The 20,556-nt window shown below is 65.0% G+C and carries 19 protein-coding genes; all 19 read right to left on the minus strand.

What is annotated here, in order from left to right; genetic code table 11:
• Positions 1–9 precede the first annotated feature (9 nt).
• Positions 10–1,263 (minus strand): glycosyltransferase family 4 protein, encoded by a 1,254-nt coding sequence (locus OKA04_RS10525; protein ID WP_264501117.1) that lies wholly within the window; start codon positions 1,261–1,263, stop codon positions 10–12.
• Between the two features lie 35 nt (positions 1,264–1,298).
• Entirely contained in the window at positions 1,299–2,105 is an 807-nt protein-coding gene (locus OKA04_RS10530) for a glycosyltransferase family 2 protein (RefSeq protein WP_264501118.1), read from the minus strand.
• Positions 2,102–3,109, minus strand: a complete 1,008-nt coding sequence (locus OKA04_RS10535; protein WP_264501119.1) for a glycosyltransferase — start codon at positions 3,107–3,109, stop codon at positions 2,102–2,104. The genes OKA04_RS10530 and OKA04_RS10535 overlap by 4 nt, the downstream gene beginning before the upstream one ends.
• A 10-nt stretch (positions 3,110–3,119) precedes the next feature.
• Entirely contained in the window at positions 3,120–4,250 is a 1,131-nt protein-coding gene (locus OKA04_RS10540; protein WP_264501120.1) for an FAD-dependent oxidoreductase, read from the minus strand.
• Positions 4,237–5,049 (minus strand): sugar phosphate isomerase/epimerase family protein, encoded by an 813-nt coding sequence (locus OKA04_RS10545; RefSeq protein WP_264501121.1) that lies wholly within the window; start codon positions 5,047–5,049, stop codon positions 4,237–4,239. Before OKA04_RS10545 ends, OKA04_RS10540 begins: the two co-directional genes overlap by 14 nt.
• On the minus strand, positions 5,046–5,813 hold the full coding sequence (locus OKA04_RS10550; RefSeq protein ID WP_264501122.1) for an NAD-dependent epimerase/dehydratase family protein: 768 nt from the start codon (positions 5,811–5,813) through the stop codon (positions 5,046–5,048). Before OKA04_RS10550 ends, OKA04_RS10545 begins: the two co-directional genes overlap by 4 nt.
• A gap of 14 nt (positions 5,814–5,827) precedes the next feature.
• Positions 5,828–6,667, minus strand: coding sequence for a hypothetical protein (locus OKA04_RS10555; RefSeq protein ID WP_264501123.1), 840 nt, complete (start codon positions 6,665–6,667; stop codon positions 5,828–5,830).
• 16 nt (positions 6,668–6,683) lie between these two features.
• Positions 6,684–8,171, minus strand: a complete 1,488-nt coding sequence (locus OKA04_RS10560) for an MBOAT family O-acyltransferase (protein ID WP_264501124.1) — start codon at positions 8,169–8,171, stop codon at positions 6,684–6,686.
• 31 nt (positions 8,172–8,202) lie between these two features.
• The gene (locus tag OKA04_RS10565) at positions 8,203–9,105 is read right to left on the minus strand and encodes an FkbM family methyltransferase (protein ID WP_264501125.1); all 903 of its coding nucleotides are present in this window, start codon (positions 9,103–9,105) and stop codon (positions 8,203–8,205) included.
• Between the two features lie 53 nt (positions 9,106–9,158).
• Positions 9,159–10,433, minus strand: coding sequence for a glycosyltransferase family 4 protein (locus OKA04_RS10570; protein ID WP_264501126.1), 1,275 nt, complete (start codon positions 10,431–10,433; stop codon positions 9,159–9,161).
• The gene (locus OKA04_RS10575) at positions 10,433–11,638 is read right to left on the minus strand and encodes a glycosyltransferase family 4 protein (protein ID WP_264501127.1); all 1,206 of its coding nucleotides are present in this window, start codon (positions 11,636–11,638) and stop codon (positions 10,433–10,435) included. The genes OKA04_RS10570 and OKA04_RS10575 overlap by 1 nt, the downstream gene beginning before the upstream one ends.
• Positions 11,635–12,786, minus strand: coding sequence for a glycosyltransferase family 4 protein (locus OKA04_RS10580; protein ID WP_264501128.1), 1,152 nt, complete (start codon positions 12,784–12,786; stop codon positions 11,635–11,637). The genes OKA04_RS10575 and OKA04_RS10580 overlap by 4 nt, the downstream gene beginning before the upstream one ends.
• Before the next feature lie 69 nt (positions 12,787–12,855).
• Positions 12,856–13,602 (minus strand): FkbM family methyltransferase, encoded by a 747-nt coding sequence (locus OKA04_RS10585; RefSeq protein WP_264501129.1) that lies wholly within the window; start codon positions 13,600–13,602, stop codon positions 12,856–12,858.
• Positions 13,603–13,644: 42 nt separating this feature from the next.
• Positions 13,645–14,220, minus strand: a complete 576-nt coding sequence (locus OKA04_RS24595) for an acyltransferase (protein WP_319800608.1) — start codon at positions 14,218–14,220, stop codon at positions 13,645–13,647.
• A 42-nt stretch (positions 14,221–14,262) separates the two neighbouring features.
• Positions 14,263–15,087 carry an FkbM family methyltransferase gene (locus tag OKA04_RS10595; RefSeq protein ID WP_264501130.1) on the minus strand — a complete coding sequence of 275 codons (825 nt, stop codon included), beginning with the start codon at positions 15,085–15,087 and terminating at the stop codon, positions 14,263–14,265.
• A 14-nt stretch (positions 15,088–15,101) separates the two neighbouring features.
• Complete coding sequence (locus tag OKA04_RS10600) at positions 15,102–16,283, minus strand: glycosyltransferase family 4 protein (RefSeq protein ID WP_264501131.1); 1,182 nt, start codon at positions 16,281–16,283, stop codon at positions 15,102–15,104.
• Between the two features lie 67 nt (positions 16,284–16,350).
• On the minus strand, positions 16,351–17,907 hold the full coding sequence (locus OKA04_RS10605) for a lipopolysaccharide biosynthesis protein (RefSeq protein WP_264501132.1): 1,557 nt from the start codon (positions 17,905–17,907) through the stop codon (positions 16,351–16,353).
• Between the two features lie 110 nt (positions 17,908–18,017).
• Complete coding sequence (locus OKA04_RS10610) at positions 18,018–19,550, minus strand: hypothetical protein (RefSeq protein ID WP_264501133.1); 1,533 nt, start codon at positions 19,548–19,550, stop codon at positions 18,018–18,020.
• Between the two features lie 52 nt (positions 19,551–19,602).
• Positions 19,603–20,553 carry a hypothetical protein gene (locus OKA04_RS10615; RefSeq protein WP_264501134.1) on the minus strand — a complete coding sequence of 317 codons (951 nt, stop codon included), beginning with the start codon at positions 20,551–20,553 and terminating at the stop codon, positions 19,603–19,605.
• Positions 20,554–20,556: the final 3 nt, after the last annotated feature.

The following is a 20,556-nucleotide window of genomic DNA, read 5'->3' on the forward strand; positions in this document are numbered from 1 at the left end:
GGGTTTGGTTCAGGATTTGACTTGCGAGACGACGCTTTCGCGGTAGGCGTGTTCGAGCGCCTGGTCGGTGCGATCGTAGGAAAGATACTCGGTGATGCGGGCTGCGATGGCGCGCGTCTTTTCCGGCAGCTCCGCGCGATGGCCGTGACACCACACGATGGCCTCCGTGAGTCCGGCCACGAGCCCGTCCACGGACTGGACGGGCACCGCGATGCCGCCGGCCATCCGGACGATCTCGCCCTGCGCGCTGGTGTCCGCGACCACGGGATAGCAGCCCGCGAGGATCGCCTCCACCAGGGTCATGCCCATCGTTTCGCGGAAGCTAGGCAGGAAATACACGTCGCTGCCCTGGAGCGCGCGTACGTAGTCATCGCCGCTGAATCCCGGATGAAATTCCACATGCTGCGTGATGCCGAGCGATGCAGCGAGGCCCTGCAATGAAGGGATCTCCGGACCACCCCCGGCGATGGTGTAGTGGACCGGTATGCCTTTCGCCACGGCTCCGGCGACGGCCCTCAGTGCGAGCGCCACTCCCTTCCTGCCCTCCATGTTTCCCCCGGCGAACATCCTCAGCGGCCCCGACGCATCGGGTACGGGATGACCGCTCGTCAGTCGCGCGATGGACTCCTGCGCCAGCGTGGTCACGGGCAGGCGGATCATCGGCGCGACCTTGCGGAAAGGCTTCAGCAGTTCCTCGGTCTCCTCATTGGCGGCGATCACCACGGCGGCCTTCTCCACGCAGTCGCGGAAGGCACGCGAGCGCATGGCGGAGCGGTTGCTGAAATCGCGCGCGAACTCGAAGGCCCGGGCCGACGGGCTCAGGATGGTGCGGAAGGCCTTCGGAATGTGCCCCGCGCCACCGACCGGACCCCACACGAAGGGCACCGGCAATTGCCATAGCGGCGACGGCATCCGCCACGAGGCGATCGTCACCTGGTGGCACAGGTCGAAGCCGATCTCCTCATGCCACGCCCTGGCCTCGGCGAGCACCTTGCGCGTGAAGTCAGCGTAGTTCAGCCAGCTCTGCACGTGCGCGATGAAGCGGTTGGGAGGACTGTCCTTTGCCTCGCGCAGGAAGCGCACGGTGACATTCGCGGGCACCAGTCCCTCCGCCGTCGCCTTCGTCCATCCGGCGCGGTTGTGGTCGTCCGTCAGCACCCAGACATCGTGGTGCCGGGCGATGCGGCGCACGGCATTCCACCCCACGGCCTGCTCGGAGCCGCCATAGGGATTACACGCGTAGCCGACGGCGAGGACCTTCATGAAATCAAAGGAAGAGAGGGGGGGACGTGATGCGGTCAGTGCCCGGCGGCGCGGTACTTGCCGAGGCACACGTCGAGTAGCTGGCGCAGCACGGCGACCAGCCCGCCGAATCCGCGGATCTTCGTCGGTGTCTTCCCGCTGGCGGGATACACGCGCGAGACCGGGAGCTCCTTCACGCGGAATCCGCGCCGCACCGACTCGATGGCCAGGTGGTAGTGGAGCTGGTAGCGGTCGAAGCACGGGCGGAAGACCGACACGCGAGGATCTGTTAGAAGCTTCCGGCTATACGCGCGGAAGCCGTTCGTGGTGTCCGTGTAGCGGAAGCCGGAGGCGAGCGAGATCATCGGCGCGTGGAGCAGACGCACCGCGAGGAGGCGCGAGAGCGGCGTGTTTTCATGATGCCCGCCGGGGATGAAGCGCGAGCCCTGCACGTGATCCCATCCGTCCTCGAGTGCCGCGACGAAGGACGGGATGGCGTCCAGCCCGTCCTTGCCATTGCCATCGATCACCACGATGCCCTCGTAGCCTTCGTTCATGCAGTGGTCCATCGCCATGCGCATCTGCGCGCTCAGCTTGCCGGGGCCGGTCTTCACCAGCAGCGCGGTGGCACCGGCTTCCTCCATGATGCCCGCGTCGAGCGAGCCATCGGTGCTCCCGCCGTCGGCGACGATCAGGTCGATGATGTCGGCATGCTCCTTCATCGCGCGGAGCTGCTTGCGGATCTTTTCCCCCTCGTTGATGACGAAGACGCAGATGGCCTGGCGGTGCCGGCGCGGCCTCTGCCATGCGATGCGGTAGCGGGGTGCGCGCTCGTCATCGCCACGGGTCTCCGGCTCGCTCATGGTGCCGGATCGTGGGATGAATCATCGGACCTCCCGAGGATGCTGGACTTCACCGTGTCCTCCAGCAGCACGGAGCTGTTGGCCTCCTCCGCCACGAAGTAGCGCGGCCTGCTGCGCACCTCGCCGAGGATGGTGCCGACATACTCGCTCAGCACCGCGAGGATGAGGCAGACAAAGAAGAACATGCCGCTTTGCTGGAGCGAGAGCGTCGTCCAGCCCTGGGCCACATCCGGCTTCGTGAAATAGATCGTCACGACGTACACCGCGTAGAGCAGGTTCAGCCCCGCGCCGAGTAGGCCGGCCACCGTCACCAGTCGCAGCGGGTGCCGCGTGTTCGCCGCCAGCAGGTCGATCGCCGTGGCCACGTCATCGCGCCAGGAGCTCTTTCGCTCGGAGCCCGGGCGTGAGGTCAGATCGTAGGGGAAGAACTCGTGGTGATAGCCCAGCATCAGCGTCAGCACACGCAGGTAGCGGCTCTGCTCGCGCACCTGCAGCAGCGCATTCACGGCTTGGCGGCTCATCACGCGCAGGTCGGAGACGCCGCGCTTGATATCCACGCCCAGGCGCTTGCGGCAGTAGTTCCGGAAGAACTCACCGATCCACTCGCGCGGCATCGAGCGCGTCACGGGATTCGCCGCGATGCCATGGACCACGCCGCCCGTCTTCCGGCACACGGCGATCATGTCCGGCAGGGGCGCCACCGGATCCGTGCGCGGATCGAGAGTCACCACGTAGTCACCGATGGAGGACTCGATGCCCGCGGACAGCGCCACCTCGCGGCCGAAGCTGCGCGACAGCCGCAGGTAGCGCACGCGCTGCGTCCGCTTCAGCATCTCCCTCACCACCGTCGTCGTGCCATCGGTGGAGCCATCGTCCACCAGCACGATCTCGTAGAAACGGAACGAGGCCGACAGCGTCGCATCCAGCTCGCCGGTGAATGCATCGACCAGCGCGGCATCCTGATGCAGCGGGACGATGATGCTGATGACGGTGTTCGGTTCCACGGCGTGCCGGTCAAGCGGCGGTGGCGGATCGGGCGGAAAGCAGTCCGGCCAATTCGTCCTCCACGTCGAAAATGTTGTCAATCTTCCCCCCCATCACATGGATGACGGACGGGAGCACGGGGTCCCTCTGGAAAAGGATGGGCCTGCCATCGTCGGTCTCGGTCTGCGGCAGCAGCGTCTTCACCGCCCAGATCGATTCGCGGTAGGTCGCGTCGCGCAGCGCGGGAAGGTAGCGCGAGGCATCGGCCAGCATGAGCTGCTGGTGCGACTCCTTCGCCAGCGTGTCGAAGCGCCGGTAGGGATCGCCGGTGCCCTCGCGCGTGTTTTCGTACCACTGCGCGTGCGGCGTGTAGCGCACGTGGCTCAGCGAGGTGAGCCCGCGCGCCGGGTAGGGCATGAATGAGAAGAAGGGCCCGCACATCATCGTCACGGAGAGGTCCTTCAGCTCGCCGGGCAGCTCGATCAGCGCCAGCTCGGTCAGCTCGTGCTTCAGCGGCACGACGGGGAGGCCGGAGCCGGAGGTCAGCAGGTTGAGGCCCGCATAGGTGGCATTGACGACGAGGCGGCAGGGGATCTCCGCTCCGCCGGATAGTCGTGCAAGCGCCCCGTGCGGATTCGATTCGGCGGCGATGACTCGTTCTCCGAAACGCATGCCGACGCCTGCGTCTTCCAGCTCGCGCCTCAACTTTTCCCGCAGGATGGAGTGGTCGAAGGCGCACTCCTCGGCGATCCAGCACTTCTCGGTAAGCGCGGGGTTGAAGAGCCGCGCGATGGATGCGGGTGCCTCCTCGAGCGGCGCGCCGATGCGCTTCATGAACATCTCGAACTGCCCCGCGGTCACCTTCGAAAAGTAGCGCCCTACCGCATAGACCTTCGTGAAGCGATCGACGATGGCCTCGCGATACTTCTCGCGGAAGCGTTCGTAATTCCGCCGCGACCGGTAGGCCGTCATCAGGCTGCGCGGGTAGTGGTAGCCGCCGTGCACGCGGGCCTGGTTCACTTGCGAGGCGCGCGTCAGCAGGTCGTCGTTTTCCTCCACGATCACCGGCTGCCAGCCGCGCTGCCGCAGCATGAGCGCGATGGAGCAGCCGAAGAAGCCTCCTCCGGCGATCACGATCTGGCGATCTTCAGCGGAGGCCATAGTTCGATCTGACAGCTTCGACTGCTTCCCCCACCGCGGCCAGTCCATCCGCCTGCGCGCGCATCTCGATGGAGACGCTGCCTTCATAGCCGATGTCCGTGAGAATGGATGCGAGCGGCCCGTGAATGGGATGCGGATCTGCGAAGGATGCGAGGTCCGGTTGGCTGGCGTGGACGTGCTTCAGCAGCTTGCCCGCCTGCCTCAGCACGGGCTCGAAATCCTCGCCGCTCACGGCCATGCCGCCGGCATCCACATGCAGCGCGAAGCCTGGCGAGCCAGCCGCGTCCACCAGTTCCGCCGCCTCTTCCAGCCGCGTGCAAAAGTCCGCGCCGTAGGCTTCCGGATTCGCCTCGATCAGCAGGCAGGTGCCGCACGCGGCGCATGCATCGCCCACTTCGCGGAAAAAGTCCGCGGCCTGCCGGATCGCTTCCGCGTGCGGGAGATCGTGGCGCAGCCGGTTCTTAGGCGAGCCGAAGACCATGGCACCCGCTCCCGCCCATCCCGCGACCCGGCCGGTGGCGATGAGCAGTTCCTTCAATGCCTTCCTCGAATCTTCCGTGCCGAAAAGCTGCAATCCCTCCGTGCCGAAAAGCAGCGCCTGGAATGCCGCGATGCCGAAGCCCTGCCCGCGATACCACGCCGCACGCTCCCGCACCTCGCGCTCGGTGGCCGCGAGCGGATTCCCGAAGGCCCGCACCGGAGCGACTTCGATCTCCGTGACGCCGAGCCCGCGCAGGAAGGTGAGTGCCTCCAGTTCGTCCCCGGGTGGCCACGCGATATGTGAGACGCAGAGATTCATGCCTGCGGTTTCCCTGATGAAAGCCAGTCGCCCAGATCGGCGAGCACCTGCTCCTGCGTGTAAAGATAGCCGCCCGACCCGCCCCATGCTCCGGCGTGCTTCGAGAGCATGTCATACCCCGCGGGTGCCGGGCCGCTTCCTCCCGGCTCCTTGCCGGGGAAAAAGCGGTCGCGGATCTCCCCGGTGCCGAGCGGAGCGGTGCTGACATTCAGGATGGGACATCCCAGTGCCCAGGCCCGGTCGATGTCGTCCGCCAACCTACGAAGGTCATAGTACTGGAAGACGCCGCCGGGGTGGACCTGGTGGAGATTGTTGTCGTGGATCAGGTCGTAGATGACGTTCTTCTTCAGGCCGGGTCCGAAGAGGCCGGGCAGGCGCACGATCATCACCTGCGGGAACATTTCCGCGATCCGCTCCTCCACCATCAGCCGGTGCAGCCCGTAGGCGTGGTGGCCGTCTTTCGCGACGGGCGAGTCTTCGTCCACGCCGCGCGGCGCGGGATAGATGTCGATGGTGGAGATGAGCGTGAATCTCTCCGCACGGACTTCGGAAAGCGGCTCCAACAGCTTCTCGATGCCCGCGAGGTCTTCCGCCGGGTGAAGGTTCGCCCACCACTTCATCGCTTGCACCCCAGCACATACGACGTGCGCGAAGTCCCGGCCACGGATCGACCCGATGTCGGACGAGCGGTAGAGGGCACCATACTCCCGGCGTGCGAGGAGGTTCCCGCCGACGAAGCCGCTGTGGCCGATGAGTGCGTCCATGTCGGTCGGTCGGATCAGGGGTTGAGGGCCTTCCTCAGCGACCTCACGGTGCGCGAGGCGCTGGGCGCGGCCATGTGGACGCCATCGGTCAGCACGACCCATTCGCTGCTGGCCTCGGTGCCGAGGTCCCACCATTCCGAGCCGCTTTCCGCGATGAGCGTCGCCATCCACGGGGCCAGGGGCGAGCCGTCCCCGCGTCCGGGCGGCAGCCAGGCGAAGACGATGCGGCAGCCCTTTGCCCGCAGGCGCTGGATCAACGGGACCAGCTCGCCGATGAGGTTATGCTGGTTTTCCAGAAGCACCGTCACCGGAGCCTCGGTCATAGCGGGCATGCTGGTCACCTGCAGGTCCTCGTCCGCCGCAGGATCGCCGAAGCCGCCGATCTTCTTCGCCAGCAGGAAGGAATAGGCGAATGCCGATGGCCGCGCATACGAGCTGATGGATGGCGTGCGCATCCCGGCCTGGAACCATGCCTTCTCCATCGCGGCGCCCACTTCGGAGGGCTTGCCGGAGAGCGCAAGGTGCAGGGTATTCGCCTCGATGACCAGCACCGGCGCGGTGGGCAGGAAGCCGTGGTCCATCGCGCGCAGCGCATCCACCGCGCTGCCGCCATCGCAGCCCATGTTCGCGAATCCTTCGAAGCCCTGCGAGCGATCCGGCAGGCGGCCGGTGATCGAGGAGCCGAGCAGCATCACCTGCGGCGTCCCGACGGTGCCCGCCTGGATGCGGCCGAGGGAGGAGAAGTAGTTCGACTCGCTCTTCGAGGTCCTGCCGCCCATGGCATGCAGGCCCAGCGCCTGGATGCCGAAGCACGCGGCCAGCGCGAGGACGAAGGGGATGAGATAGGCGAGCATCGGTCGCTGCGTGGCTTTAGAATTGGAAGTAGATGAAGCCGCGCGGCGCACCCGGATTCGTCACGATGAGGAAGACCATCACCGCGTGCAGCACCGGCTCCAGCGGCGAGCGCAGCAGCTTCTGGGAGAGCGTCTCACGATGCTCCCGCAGCCAGCCCCACGCATGGTAGAGGACCACCGCGGTGCCGTAGAAGAGCAGCGAGAATGCGGGCGGTCCGGAGAAGCCCGTCTTCCCGCTGAAGACGCCCTTGAAGAATCCCGCGATGCTCGCCATGTCCGGCATCAGGAAGGTGAGCCACAGCAGCGTGACGGCGTGAAAGGTCAAGAACCACGCGCAGCACGCGCGCAGCGTGGTGAGGATGCCGCGTGCCGGTGCTTCCGTAGTTTTGTCCGCGGCCTTCCTTCTTCCCGCCAGCCGCTCCAGCGCGAGCAGCAGGCCGTGCAGCGATCCCCACAGAGCGAATTTCCACTCCGCGCCGTGCCACAGGCCGCCGAGGAACATCACGAGGAAGAGATTCACATACGTGCGGCCCGGCCCCTTGCGATTCCCGCCCAGCGGGATGTAGAGGTAGTCGCGCAGCCATGCGGAGAGCGACATGTGCCAGCGCCGCCAAAATTCCGTGATGCTCGTCGAGAGGTAGGGGAAGTTGAAGTTGATCGGGAAGCGGTAGCCGAACATCGACGCCAGCCCGATGGCGATCAGCGAGTAGCCCGCGAAGTCCGCGAAGATCTGCAGCGAGTAGGCATACAGCAGCGGCACCAGGTTCAGCGGTCCCGTCGCGGCGAGAGCATCCGGACCGATGACCAGCGCGGTCGTTTGCTCGGCGAGATTGTCCGCGACGAAGACCTTCAGGAAGTAACCGGCGACCAGCGCGCGGATGACCTGCCGCCACGGGATGTCCTCGATGCGCTTCGAGACGATCTGCGGCCAGAATTCCTTCGCCTTGACGATGGGACCGGCGACGAGCTGGGGGAAGAAGAGCAGGTAGAAGCCGATGTCGCGGACTCCCTTCGCGAAGCGCCCGCCCTTTGACATGAGCGCGTCGCCCTCGCGCGTCACCTCGCCGCGCGCCACGTCCACGATCATGCTGATGCCGTGGAAGGTGTAGAAGGAGATGCCGATGGGCAGCGGGATGGCCTTCAGCTCCTCCACCCACTGCTCCGGGAGGAAGGGCATCATCCCGGCGAGGAAGGGCAGGTACTTGAAGAAGCCCAGCAGCGCGAGATTCATCACCACCGCGAGGCGCGTCCACTGCCTCACCTTCGCCTCGTCCCCGTTCACCTTGTGCAGGATGATCCTGCCGGTCGCGAGGCTGTTCCCCACGCACGAGATGGCGAGCAGGCCGACGAGCTTCGGGTCCTCCCAGCCGTAGAAGATCACGCTGGCGACCAGCGCCAGCGTCACCTGCCACGCCTTGCCATGGCGGCCACGCGACCACGGCGCATAGTACAGCGCGAAGGTGACCGCGAGGAGGAAGAGGAACTCCCAGGAATTGAAAAGCATGGATCGGGGGCCGGTGGCGGTGCGTTAGCCGTCAGTAGCTACGATACCACTCGGTGGTTTGCTCGAAGACATCGAGATCCCGCTCGTGGAAGCAGGCGACATCGAGGTTGCTCACATTGCCGGCCACGCCGGCGGTCACCACCTTCATGAGGTAGCGATGAAGTCCTGCCACGGCGGACAGTTCCGACGTGGAGAGCAGGTGATAGCCCGCCGCGTCCCAGATGATGAAATGTTTGTAGCCGGCACCGTGGAGGCTCTCCATCAGCGCATCGGCTGCGGTGAGGTCTTCCGCGTTGCGGATCTGGCTCTCGAACAGCACCACCGGCTTCTGCGATGCGAGCCAATCCATCGAAGCCCCCAGGATCTTGAAGTCGTGGCCGTCCGTGTCGGACTTCACGAAGCAGACTTCGTCCGGCGTGACGTCGGACAGCCTGACCGTCTCGAGGCGTGGGCCGGTCGCCGATTCCTTGAACTCCGCCGTTCCGCCCCAATGCTGCAATTCCCCGGAGATGGGACTTCCATCGGAGATCAGCACCTTGCGGACGACACTGGGATTTGGCAGGCGCTTCGCGTTTTCGGACAGGTAGTCGAAGAAGAAGTCGCTGCCCTCGATGAGCACCAGCGGGTTCCTGGAATGTGCCGCCAGTATCGCGGCGGTGTCCCCCACGTTCGCGCCGATGTCGATGATTGCCTTGCCCGGATACTTCGCGGAGATGAATTTCGCCACGATCCCGATGCAGAGATCCCGGTAGGGTTGGGCGGCGACAAGGCCGGGAAGGGGATGCCGGTCCGGAAGACCAAGACGTATCCCGTGGAACTCAAAATAACCGGTCTTCTGCTTTTTGAAGCGGTCATTCTTGTAGTTTTCCCATAGCGGGGAGAATCGCTTGAGAGCGCTTGGCGGGATGACTCTTTTGAGAAGCTTCTTGAGCATGAGCGTGGTTTTTCCGGATTATCGGGCTGCTTTGGTCGCGGCGATCTTGCCTCTTATCTCATACTCGCCCGCAGGTCCCAGTAGCGGGACGTGAGCGCCACACGGCTCTGGCGATAGATCCCATGCGCGCGTGCAGCGGCATATCCGCCGGATCTTTCGAGGATGTCCCACTCGCGCGCGTGGAACTCGCGGGTCATGAAGTTCATCCACGCGTCGTGGCGCTCCTTCATCACGTCGCCGCGCTGGCCGGTCACGACGAAGTGCATCACGTCCTCCAGCAGGTCGGTCTCCTGTGAGAGATCGGAGAGCGTCTTCACCCGCGCTTTCGCTTCATCTCCCATCCGGCGCCGGAGTGCCGGGTCGGCGGCGAGCAGCCCGAGTGCCTTTGTCATGCCCGCGATGCCGCCGCAGACGTAGCCGGTCTTGCCGTGCTCGATCAGTTCGACCTGCGCATTGTCCGCCCACGGTGTCGTGCGCGTGATGATCGGCAGCCCCTCGCGCATGCCCTCGGCGAGCGTGTAGCCGTAGCTTTCCCCGAAGCGGCTCGCATGGAGCATCACGTCGGAGAGGCGGTAGAGCGCGTCGATGAAGTCCTGGTCGGAAGTCGCCTCCAGCACATGGATGCCCTCGCCATGGCGACCGTCCCGGATGGATTTCTTCAGCGAATCCGTGGGCTCCATCAGGATGAGCCGCAGGTGCGGATGGGCAGGCTTCGCGCGGCGGTAGGCCTCGCACTCCCACTCCGCCCACTTGTGCCCTGGCCGCCCGACGCGGACCAGCACGCACGCATCGTCCGGGATGCCCAGCGAGGCGCGGCTGACCTTTGGTGCTGCCGCAGGTGCAGCAGTCTCGTGCGGCAGCGGATTGTAGAGCACCGTGTGGCGATCGGGAGAGGGCGGTCCCTTGTAGATCCGCGGACGGCGGAAGGCCTGGCAGCCGCTCGCCATGGACACGAACATCCGCATGTCCACGCGATCGCCCTCCCATGCGTCCTTCAAGCGTCCGAAAACATTCGTCTCGATGAGGCGTGGTCGCGACGTGCCGAGGCTGTCGAGCGCGTGGTACAGCGCGCGATGATCGGCGTAGCCCGAGGTGTGATTGTGGACCACGTCCGGCCGGGCCTCGCGCAGGTAGCCCTCGAAGCCCTCGCGCGTCAGGCTGATCTCGCGGATCTTCACCCCGGCTTCCAGCAGCGAGCTCACCCGGCAGCCGTTGGCATCGGTCAGCGCTTCCACTTCATGGCCGCGGCGTGAAAGCTCTGCTGCGAAAAGGTAGGCCGCCTTCTCGGTACCTCCCATCCCACCGCCCGCGATGACAGCGATTTTCATCAGGCTGATAGCAGGTTGGATTTCCCGGTCATCTGCATTTGTTCGAGCAGGCTCCGCACGACGGACCCCGCATACAGCCGGCGCGACCACGTTCCTGCGATGGCATCGGGATCGCGGGCACCTTTTTCCCACTGGTCCGTCTCTGCCTCGAGTGCGGCTGTCAAAGCGCCGCGCGTGCGTTCCGGCGCGAGCGTGCCGGACTGCTCCGTGGTGAACCACCCGGTGGACGCGAGCAGCGGATGATCCGCCACCACGACGGCGCACCCGCAGCACAGGGCCTCGCCCGAGCTGATGTGAAAGGACTCGAATCTCGACGGGCAGAAGATGATGCGGCTCGTCGCGTAGTGTTCCGCCAGCTTGGCGCGGCTCATCGGTGCGAGGAAGGAGACGCGGGACCTTGCATCCTCGCTCCACCCGTCACATCGCCCGGCCAGTGTCTCGCTGTCGCGACCGATGATCTCGACGCGCCACTCCGGCCGCTGCGGCAGGAAATCGCCGAGCACCTGCATCAGCATCTCCGGGTCCTTTTGTCCCGTATCGATCGATGTCCATCGGCCCACCACGATGATCTTCCGTTCCTTCGGACGACCGTCCGACTTCATCAGCGGGCTTACGGGGTGGGGGACCACGATCACCTTGTCCGAGACTTCGGGAAAGCCGAGCGACTCCGCATAGCGCCGCACCGATGCCGCCGCGGGCGGGGAGACCGATGCCACCTTGTCCGAAGTATTGATCATCTTCAGCCGGCTCTTCTCGAAGGCGGCGGGGATAAAATCGCGACCGGCCTTGCCGATCATTTTCACCCGGCTTCCCGGGGGCTGCGGCATGCCCAGCATCGCGGCGAAGGACAGCCACCACTCGCGGGTGTCGCCGTAGGGCGTCGTCAGGCCTGCGGTGTCGAGGCTCTGCACCAGCTTGATACCCGCATCGCGGATCGCCGTGGCCACCTTCATGAAGCGCGGGTCCCCCCACGCGTAGAGCAGCACCAGCTCCACCTCTAACAAGCGCCACCAACCCGCGTCGGACAGCTCGTCCATCGTCACCCTCACTTGATCCGCGGGATCATCCGCGCGGCGGGCACCCGGCATCACCGACACGCAGCTCACGCCGATCTCCTGGAATCCGCGGCACATGAGCCCGGAGTCCCGGCCGAAGAAATGCTCGTCCGCGGCGAAATCGACCGGCGTGCAGGTGGCCACCTTCATCGCGGGCCACCTCCCTTCGCGAGTTCCCGGTAGATGTCGGCGAAGCCCTTCGCCGTGCGCTCCGCGCTGAGATAGTCGCGGTCTTCCTGATGGCGACCGTGGCCCAGGGCAATGGCCCGGTCATGGGACGACATCACGTCGGTGAGTGCTTCCGCCAGCGATTCATCGGTCAGCGGATCGACGAGCCTGCCATTCTCCCCGTCCCGGATGTAGCCTGCCTGTCCGCCGTGGCGCGAGGTGATCACCGGCACGCCGATGACGCGCGCTTCCTTCACGGAATTCGGGCTGGTATCGCCGCGGGTGGGCAGCACGGAGGCCCATGCTCCGCGAAGCTGCTTTTCCATTTCATCCCAGGCCAGCAGGCCCAGGCACTCGACATCCTTCAGGCCGCGTCGCTCGACTTCCGCGCGCATCGCATCGTCCCCGGCGAGCCTCAGCTCCCACTTCCGGTCGGGGATGTGTGCCAGCGCATCGAGCAGCAGGTCGAAGCCCTTCCGCGTGCCGGTGCCACCCACGTAGAGCACGTAGGGTTTCGCGGCATCCGGTTGCCATGGCACGTCGAAGAAACGGGGATGCACGCCATACTCCACCATGCGGCAGTGCGCGGTCGGCACCACTTCCTTCACCTTCGCCATGCCCCAGCCGGACTCGCAGGTCACGATGGTCGCCGAGCGGATCATCGCGGCCTCGCCTGCGATCATACGCCGCCAGCGCCAGTCATCCGGCAGCCCGCCGATGCGCTTGTATTCCGTGAGCACGCCCTGCATCGACAGGATCGTCGGCCCCTTGAAATCGCGCAGCGCCACGGGATAGATCGACTCGGTGCCCCACGCATGGACAATGTCCGGCTTCAGCGCGCGGAGATACTTCCGCATCGTGCGCCGCGTCGGCAGGCAGCCGAGCGCCAGATCGACGCTGACCGAGGTCCCCTTCAGCCGCACGAAGTGCTGTCCGTATTTTCTAACAGACTCCCCGCCCGCGCCGCGACGGTCCAGCGAGATCCAGTGGATCTCCAGGTCCGGATGGCGCTCGAAATTCTCCGCGAGCTGCGGCAGCCAGGTACAGCCCTGGCCTCCGCCCCGCCCGGTGGCACTCCCGTCGAGCGAGGCCCACGGGAAGTCGGCGATGATAGCGATGCGCAGGGGCATGGAGGCTGTCACGAGGATATGCGATGGCGGGCCGCCCGCGGGTGAATCAGGTGGCAGGAAACGGAACCGTCAGAGGTCTTCCTTGCGCAGCAGGGTATGGTTGCTGCCTCCCTTGTGGATCAGCCGGTAGCCGCTCTTGTACATCTTCCAGAGCATGGCGATGGTGCGGCTCCGGGGAATGCCGGGTAGCACGCCGTTGTGGAATTCCACCGCGATCTGGCGGACCGGCAGGTTGTCGGAGAGTAGTGAATCCAGCACGCCGTATTCCGCGCCTTCGATGTCGATCTTGAGCAGGTCGATCTTCGTGTGGCCGAGGCGCTTCATCAGGCTGCCCACGGTTTCGCAGGGGACGCTCACGGTCGGGCCGGTCGCGACGGGGCCGTCCGAATCGGACTCGAGGGACATCCACGATCCCTCCGCGGCATCGCCCGGCGGGCCCAGCTCGAGGGTGCCGCTGTAGCCGGCGAGAGCCATCGGGTGGAAGACGAACTGCGGACGCTGGTTCTCGGGCAGCTGCATCGTAGCCAATCCCGTCGGGGAAGGATCGAGCAGGTGAACCACCGGTCCGAAGCCATCGGCGATGGCATGCTCGAAGGAGATATCGCGGCCGACACCGGCGCAGTAGACCACGCTGTCCGGCTTCAGGTCACGGGTGAGGATGGTCCAGTTGCACGAGTCCTTCGGATCCCCCAGATCCTCCAGCCCGGAGATTGGCCGATGGAGCAGCGAGTAGAAGAAGTCGTGCCGGAATCCTGCCATCAGGGCGCGAAGGGAGCGCGGGAAGGAGCTTGAGGTGATTGATTTGTCGAAGGCCATGGGGTGGCTGGGGAAAATTTGCAGGTCGGGATAGCGGAGAGGTCAGGACCCCGGCGGGGACGGGGAGAGTTCTTTCAAAACGGAGGCGGGATTTCCCCCGGCGAGCGTTCCGGCGGGGATGTCCTTGGTCACCACCGATCCGGCGCCGACCACGGCACCGTCTCCGATGGTGACGCCCTTGAGGATGATGCAGCGGGCACCGATGAAGACTCCGCGGCCGATCTTGATCGGTGCCATCGCCACCGGCTTGCCGGAGCCGAGCGGCACCTCGTGCATGTCCGAGTCGCAGAGGAGGCAGCCCGCCCCGATCATGGTATCCTCACCGATCTCGATGGACCGGTTCGCGATGATCTGTGAGGAGGAGACGCCGCAGCCGCGCTTCAGCACCAGTCGTGCTCCCGGCTCGGCGCTCAGCATCATGGAGCCGGAGGTGCCCAGCCAGTTGGCCCACCGGGCGGAGTTGATGGTCACCCCGTCCTCGAGGATGATCTCGCCGTCGCCCTTCCTGCGGACGGCCGGGGAGCCATTGATGATCGTGCCGGCACCCAGCTTGCATCCACGGCGTTTCATGCCGGCTGCCGCCAGTGCCCGGATGATACCGAGGACGATTGCTTTCATGATACCGTGCTTGCTTGTGGCCGGGCTGCGCGCGAGGCGGCGTCATGCGCGCACTGCCCACAGCGCGCCGAACTTCGTCATCCACTTGTCCTCGACGATCTTCAGCCCGGACCTCACGAGGTGATCCCGGCAGGATTCGTGCAGCTCGGGTGAATGCGTTTCGATGAAGATGACCCGGATGTCTCCCATGGACCGGGACATGCCCTCGAGCACGGAGAGTTCGGCTCCCTCGACATCGATCTTGAGGTAGCAGGGGCAGGGCCGCCCTTCTTCATGCACCATCTCGTCGATGCTCGAGACCTGGACCTGGCGGACCTGTTCCCCGCTCGCGCCTTCGTCCGCCAGCTTGCCGCCACGGATGTCCGTGCCGCAGGTGAAGTTCATGACGCCCCGGGTGTTCGACACCGCGCGTTCCAGCAGGGTCGCCCTTGGCTGGCCCTCGAGGTTCCGGCTGGCGATGGCGTAGTTCCCGGGCTCGGGCTCGAAGGCGACGACCTGCGCCTGTGGGAAATGATTCAGCAGATACAGCGTGGAGATTCCGATGTTTGCCCCCAGGTCGTAGATGGTCTGCGGCTCGAAGTCGTGGTGGAGCTTCGGATTCAGCTCCCCGCCCGGCAGGATCTCCAGGACGGTGTAGATATCGAGGCCATTGTCGCGGATGAAGATGTCGCTCGCATTCCCGCCGGAGAGGACCCTCAGTTTGATGATCTCCGCAGGATCATGCTTGCCGAGGTTTCGCGCGCAGAGCGATGGCTTCACCGCCCCCCAGTAGAAGATCTTCAAAGAGTCCCCTGGGGAAGCGCCCAGTTGGAAGGAAGACTTGAGAAGGTTCCGGTATCTCCGGATTGCGTTGGTGATCGAAGCCATGGGGATCTGAGAGGCTATCTTGAAATGCGGAGGGAGTATTCCTCGAGCAGGCGCTTGGTGTAGTCCGCCCAGGTATTCGATTTCCCGCCGGCGATGTAGGAGGCATCGCCCATGGCGAGGTTCTCCTCCTTGTTTCGCGCCATCCGGAGCATGGCCTCGGCCAAGCCGTCCACGTTCCGGGGGTTGAGGATGAATCCTTCCACGCCATCGCGGACCACAGTCGAGGCCCCGCTCTCGTAGCTTGCAAGGATCGGCAGTCCGACAGCCATTGCCTCGGAGAGCACCCGCGCGAACCCTTCCTCCAACGAGGGCAGGACGAAGGCGGTGCTCTTCGCGAGCATCTCCGCCAGCCTCGTGTGGGGAACGTTGTCGAAGTGCTCGAAGCGGCCCTGCCACTTGGCCATCTCCTTCTTGAAATCCGGCCTCATCCCGCCGACGCAGACCAGTTGTGCGTCGGGCAGTTCCTTCTTCACCTTTTCAAAGGCCTGGAAGAGATATTGCTGGCCCTTCCGCACGGTCAGCGACCCCACGGAGATGAAGGTGGGGCGCTCCGGCAGGAGCTCGCGCTTCCTGAAGATCTCAGTGTCCACGCCGAAGTGAGAGACGAAGCATTTCTCTGGCGCGATGCCATTCAGGACCATCGTGTCGCGGACGAAGTTGCTCGGGCAGAGCACCAGGTCCGCGGCCTCGATTTCGCGGTTGATTCTCGAGCGCACCCACTGGGCAACGGGCAGCTTGTAGCTTGAGTGAGCATACAGGTCGCATTCCCGCTGCCAGTATCCGAATTGGCTCGTCGGGTGACTGTTCGGGGAGTCGAAAACCTTCAGCACCTTCCGCCCGCTCCTGTCGGCCAGGCGGAAAAGCGCTTCACAGGATCCCATGGGGCCGTGGACCACGTTCACACCGTCCGGCAGGGTCTGCCGGGAGATCCAGGCGTCGTAGAAGGGGAGATTGTTCCACCGCATGCGCTCCTCCAGATCCACGAAGGGGAGGTGGTAGAAGGCCTTCTGCGCCAGATGGTAGGGCCAGATTCGCTTGTAGAAGCTGCGGTCCACTCCCTTCGGGCAAGCGCTTCCCATCCAATAGCCGCCCAGGCTGCCGAGTTTTCCCGCCTCGCGTGCCGTGTGGTTGATATACCAGGGCACCATTCCGGAGAAGAGTACGCGGGGATCGGTGCCGGTGCTTGGTTGCGTCATGTAGGGATTGGAATGGATGCGCCCCCCTTTTCCCGGGAGATGGGCGAGGTGCCGTCGTCCGCGTGGTTCACGGATCCGCGGGAAGCATGCGCCTCTTGGCCCGGAACCGGCGGATGGGCTTCAGCGCCATGGCGAAGAGCTCGCTTCGCACCTCCGAGGAGACCCCCAGATAGCCGACCATCGGCAGGCCGACGAGGCAGGAGAGAGCGATGGACAAGGAGAGTCCGAAGTAGCCTGGCAAGGAAGCCGCCAGATGGGCGATACCCAACGAGCAGACGAGAACAAGCGGCACCACCAGCAGGGGCCTGCCGATCGAGGAGATGAAGAGTTTGACGGGATTGTGGGAAGTGATCTTCCCGAGGTAAATCATGCCGGCGATGCCCATCCCCAGCAGGTAGCTCAGCGAGGCGAAGGCGATGATGCCCCCGCTGCCGGTCTTCCCGGCGAGGAGCATCGCGCCGCCAGCCACCACGAGGACCTGCAGGACAGGCACGAAACCGGTGAAGCCAAACTTCTTGTTGAAGCCGATGGGGCCGAAGGTGAGCCCGGCGACGATTTGGCACAGGGCGAAGAACGCGATGTTCACGTGCATCAGCGGGCCCCAGCCGGTCTGCAAGCCGGACCACAGTTCGACGAAACGGGCGTTGTTCGCCGCCGCGACCGCGATGGCCAGGCCGGAGGAGGCCATCACGAGCTGGGAGACATGGGCCCAGCGTCTGGCCACGAGCGCGGTATCCCCGCGGACGAAGAAGCTCAGCAGCATGGGCAGCGCAATGGCGAACGGCTTGAAGGTGAGCTGGCGCAAGATGCCGAAGACGCGCGTGCAGACCGTCCATTTACCCGCCGCATCCAGACCGACGAGCGATGAGATCAGCAGTTGCGGCAGGCCAGCCACGACGACCACTCCCATCTGCACGCCGAAGGTCTTCAGCGAGTAATTCCACACGTCCACGAACTCCTTCCGGGTGGGGAGCGAGCGTGACCAGAGGTTTTTGAAATATCCGCTGCGCTGGCAGGCGACAGTATAGAAGGCGATGATCCACAGGATGCCGGCCATCTGGTTGATCAGCATCGAGTAGATGCCATATCCGGCCCGGAAGGAGAGATGCAGCGCGACGTAGTAGATGGTGAAAAGACCGATCTGCGAGATCTGGAGGAGATCCTGGCGGTGATTGATGATCAGGGGGACGCCGATCACCCGGGCGATCATGTTCAGCGAGGCGATGAATGCCTGCCCGAGCATCACCAGCATGAATTCACGGCGCAGTTCCAGCGGGATGTCGAGCAGGGGGGCTGCGATGTTGGCCATCAGGATCCCTGCTCCCAGGACCACGAAGGCTGCCACTCCCATCGAGAGGGCGCTCGCAGTGAAGAATCTTCCGAGACGGGAGTCGTCCTTCGCTTCCTTGCACTCGAAGAGATGACGGATGAAGGACTCCGTCATGCCGAATTCCGCCATCATCAGGTAGGAGGTCACCGTCGTGATGACCCCGAACATCCCGAACTCCGCCGTCGAGAGGTGCGAGAGCGCGAGCGGGATGGACGCGAAGGAGTAGATGATCTGCGCCGCCAGCGCTCCATAGCTGAAGACAACACCCCGGACCAGCAGTCGCTTGTGGTTCATCAGCTACGGAAAGCGTCGCTTTGGACGGGATGGAGGCAGATGCCTACCGCTGGGAGGAGTGGCGCTCCGCCGGCACGAGCTGAGCTTGCCATGGCATGATCCCGGCGGGATCAGCCCGGATTCGAGGCGCCGATGGCGTTACGGCGGCTGAGCGGCACCCACGGTTCCGGCACGGCCTTCTTCCACTCCGGGAGGGGAAGGTTCCGTTCCATCAGGCGTACCATGGCGAAACCAAGGAAGACGAGGGAGGCTGCCTGCGAGAATTCCCCGAAGACGAACGTGAAGAAGATGGGAAGCACGAGCAAAGGAATACCGAAGAAGTAGGCGACAGGCTCCCACTCCGTGCCCCGGCAACGCCGGATCTGCCGGTGGGCATGTACGGCAAGCCGGACCATCGCGAAGAGGAAGACCGCCAGGCCGACATAGCCCACGGTACGGATGGTCTGCACCGGTCCGCTATGATAGCCACCGGTCAGCATCATGTTTTCCTGCTGGATGGTCAGGCCGCCGGCTCCCGTCCAGGAGTCGCGTCCGCCAGCGGAGAGGGATTGCAGGCGGCGGAGTTCCTCTGCGGTCATGCCCAGGCCATCGCCGAGGTACTTGTTCCGGATCCAGTCGTCGGTGAGCAGTGCGGCCTTCCACATTTCCACACGCCACTCGGTGGAGTTCTCGGCGTCCTTCACGTGTCGCTCTTCCCACGAGCCGGGCAGGGGGGAAAGCGCGCGCTGGATATTGCCCGGCAGGGGGGCTGCGATGTTGTAAAGGGCCAGAGCCCCCAGGAGGATGCTTCCTGCGATTGTCGAAAGCAGCGCCGCACCGAAGCCACTCCGGTAGATCACCCCCAGCATGTAGGTCAGGCCGACCGTGGCGACCGCATTGCGGTATCCCGACGCGGCTGCTATCCCCAGGCTCACGACGAGCACGAGCCCCCACTTCGGGCTCAGGACCGCGCGAATCGGCGAAATATAGGAAACCACCAGCCGGGAAAGAATTTCCGCCAGCCGTGCGAAGAGGGGAATACGTGTCGATCCTCCGGCTTGGTTGACCATCGAGATGGAGCCCATTTCACCGACCTCGCCTCCTCCGAACCGGTGCCGGATGAAGGAAATCGGAAGGCCCACGAATGTCCCGAGCAGCGTGAGCCGCATCGCCCAGCGTAACTCGCTCGCTGGGAGCTTGATCCACGAGAGAAGCCAGCCGCTGCAGAAAGCGAGGCCGGCCACGAAGTACGGCTTCGCACCCACCGTGGAACCGCCGAACATGTTCAGGCCCACCGGGTTTCTCAGGTAGGCCTGGGCGATCATCACGCCCACCAGCATGATCCAGACCTCCAGTTCGGTCACCTTGAACTGCAGGTGCAGGCGGCGGATCGCGATCAGCATCAGGCTGAAGCCGATGAAGAGCACCTGCCCGAGCTGATCGGTGCCGAAGCCCCGGATAAGGGGGACCTGCATGGCGGAAAGGAAGATCATCGCCAGCCACACGCGCTTGCCCAGCAGCACGCAGGTGATCAGCAGGCCGGCACCGCCCACCTTGATCAGGGTTTCCATCTGGTCGGTGACCACGGCCACGCCGAGCCACGCGGCCATGACGGCCACCACGATGACGATGATGATACTTTGGATGGAACGTGAGTCCGTCATTTGAAGGAAAGTTCAGGAAGCAGCCGGGCTGCGGGAAATCCAAGAGATACGCTCAGGGCGAAGAAAGCAGCAATTTGAGCGCGGGGGCCAAAGTCCGGGACCTCGCCTCGGACCCTGCCGCGGTGAGGTGCTGGGGCGTATCGGAGAAAAATGACGCATCCGTGGCCACCCCGTTCGTCCCGTCATCGACCACCTCGATGATCTGGCCGATGTCCCGGAGCAGGGCGGCATTTGCCTCGCGCGAGGCCGCGGCGTCCTCGGGCAGGGTCCAGCGCCACGGCATCGTGTAGCAGAGGCGCACGCCCCGCTTGTCGGCGGCTGCTTTGATGCCTTGGAGGAGCTTCCTGCCGGATTCCGCCAGCCGCACCTCGCCTTCCAGCTTCAGCGGGGGCATGCCTTCCTCCTTCACCGGCGTCTCCATGCGCCCGTGGTAGCGGTAGTCTTCCGGCGTGTAGCGGTAGCCCTTTCCGGAGGCACTGCGGTAGAGCAGGGTGACCAGATACTTCGGCCCGGGCCTCGCCATGGTCATGTATTCCGGCAGGGAGAGGGAGTTGCCGAAGGTGTCGCCGCCGACGGTCGCCGAGGGCTGGCCGTCGAGCACCGCGAGGCCGAAGGCGAGCGAGCCCGCGGGATTGTCCGACTCGTAGGCGAAGAAATCCGGCTCCAGCCCGATCACGAGCACGTCCCCGCTTTTCGTCTGCTCCAGCGCCTGGTGCAGCAGGTAGTGGGCACCTGCGGAGGCGGGCAGGGCGAAGTTGAAGGCGGGCATCCCGCAAGTCCCCTCGATGATCGCCGGGTCGATGGAGAAGGCGGTGCTCGATCCGCCGGTGAAGAAGATGACCGGGCGATCCGGTGACTTCGCCCGCACTTCCGCCAGCTCCGCCTTCCGCCGCTGGTCGACGCCCTGCCACACCCGCAGCTCGGGATTCGCCGGCACCGTGAGGACGAAGCCCAGCACATAGGCCGCCACCGCGCTTGCCAGGAGTGTGAGGAAATACCGCAAGGG

Source organism: Luteolibacter flavescens (genome assembly GCF_025950085.1).
Lineage (GTDB): Bacteria > Verrucomicrobiota > Verrucomicrobiia > Verrucomicrobiales > Akkermansiaceae > Haloferula > Haloferula flavescens.

What these genes read in the sequence shown, in the direction of transcription:
- OKA04_RS10525 (WP_264501117.1), bottom strand. Translation starts at nt 1,263, where the DNA reads ATGAAGGTCCTCGCCGTCGGCTACGCGTGTAATCCCTATGGCGGCTCC.
- OKA04_RS10530 (WP_264501118.1), bottom strand. Translation starts at nt 2,105, where the DNA reads ATGAGCGAGCCGGAGACCCGTGGCGATGACGAGCGCGCACCCCGCTAC.
- OKA04_RS10540 (WP_264501120.1), bottom strand. Translation starts at nt 4,250, where the DNA reads ATGGCCTCCGCTGAAGATCGCCAGATCGTGATCGCCGGAGGAGGCTTC.
- OKA04_RS10545 (WP_264501121.1), bottom strand. Translation starts at nt 5,049, where the DNA reads ATGAATCTCTGCGTCTCACATATCGCGTGGCCACCCGGGGACGAACTG.
- OKA04_RS10550 (WP_264501122.1), bottom strand. Translation starts at nt 5,813, where the DNA reads ATGGACGCACTCATCGGCCACAGCGGCTTCGTCGGCGGGAACCTCCTC.
- OKA04_RS10555 (WP_264501123.1), bottom strand. Translation starts at nt 6,667, where the DNA reads ATGCTCGCCTATCTCATCCCCTTCGTCCTCGCGCTGGCCGCGTGCTTC.
- OKA04_RS10560 (WP_264501124.1), bottom strand. Translation starts at nt 8,171, where the DNA reads ATGCTTTTCAATTCCTGGGAGTTCCTCTTCCTCCTCGCGGTCACCTTC.
- OKA04_RS10565 (WP_264501125.1), bottom strand. Translation starts at nt 9,105, where the DNA reads ATGCTCAAGAAGCTTCTCAAAAGAGTCATCCCGCCAAGCGCTCTCAAG.
- OKA04_RS10570 (WP_264501126.1), bottom strand. Translation starts at nt 10,433, where the DNA reads ATGAAAATCGCTGTCATCGCGGGCGGTGGGATGGGAGGTACCGAGAAG.
- OKA04_RS10575 (WP_264501127.1), bottom strand. Translation starts at nt 11,638, where the DNA reads ATGAAGGTGGCCACCTGCACGCCGGTCGATTTCGCCGCGGACGAGCAT.
- OKA04_RS10580 (WP_264501128.1), bottom strand. Translation starts at nt 12,786, where the DNA reads ATGCCCCTGCGCATCGCTATCATCGCCGACTTCCCGTGGGCCTCGCTC.
- OKA04_RS10585 (WP_264501129.1), bottom strand. Translation starts at nt 13,602, where the DNA reads ATGGCCTTCGACAAATCAATCACCTCAAGCTCCTTCCCGCGCTCCCTT.
- OKA04_RS24595 (WP_319800608.1), bottom strand. Translation starts at nt 14,220, where the DNA reads ATGAAAGCAATCGTCCTCGGTATCATCCGGGCACTGGCGGCAGCCGGC.
- OKA04_RS10595 (WP_264501130.1), bottom strand. Translation starts at nt 15,087, where the DNA reads ATGGCTTCGATCACCAACGCAATCCGGAGATACCGGAACCTTCTCAAG.
- OKA04_RS10600 (WP_264501131.1), bottom strand. Translation starts at nt 16,283, where the DNA reads ATGACGCAACCAAGCACCGGCACCGATCCCCGCGTACTCTTCTCCGGA.
- OKA04_RS10605 (WP_264501132.1), bottom strand. Translation starts at nt 17,907, where the DNA reads ATGAACCACAAGCGACTGCTGGTCCGGGGTGTTGTCTTCAGCTATGGA.
- OKA04_RS10610 (WP_264501133.1), bottom strand. Translation starts at nt 19,550, where the DNA reads ATGACGGACTCACGTTCCATCCAAAGTATCATCATCGTCATCGTGGTG.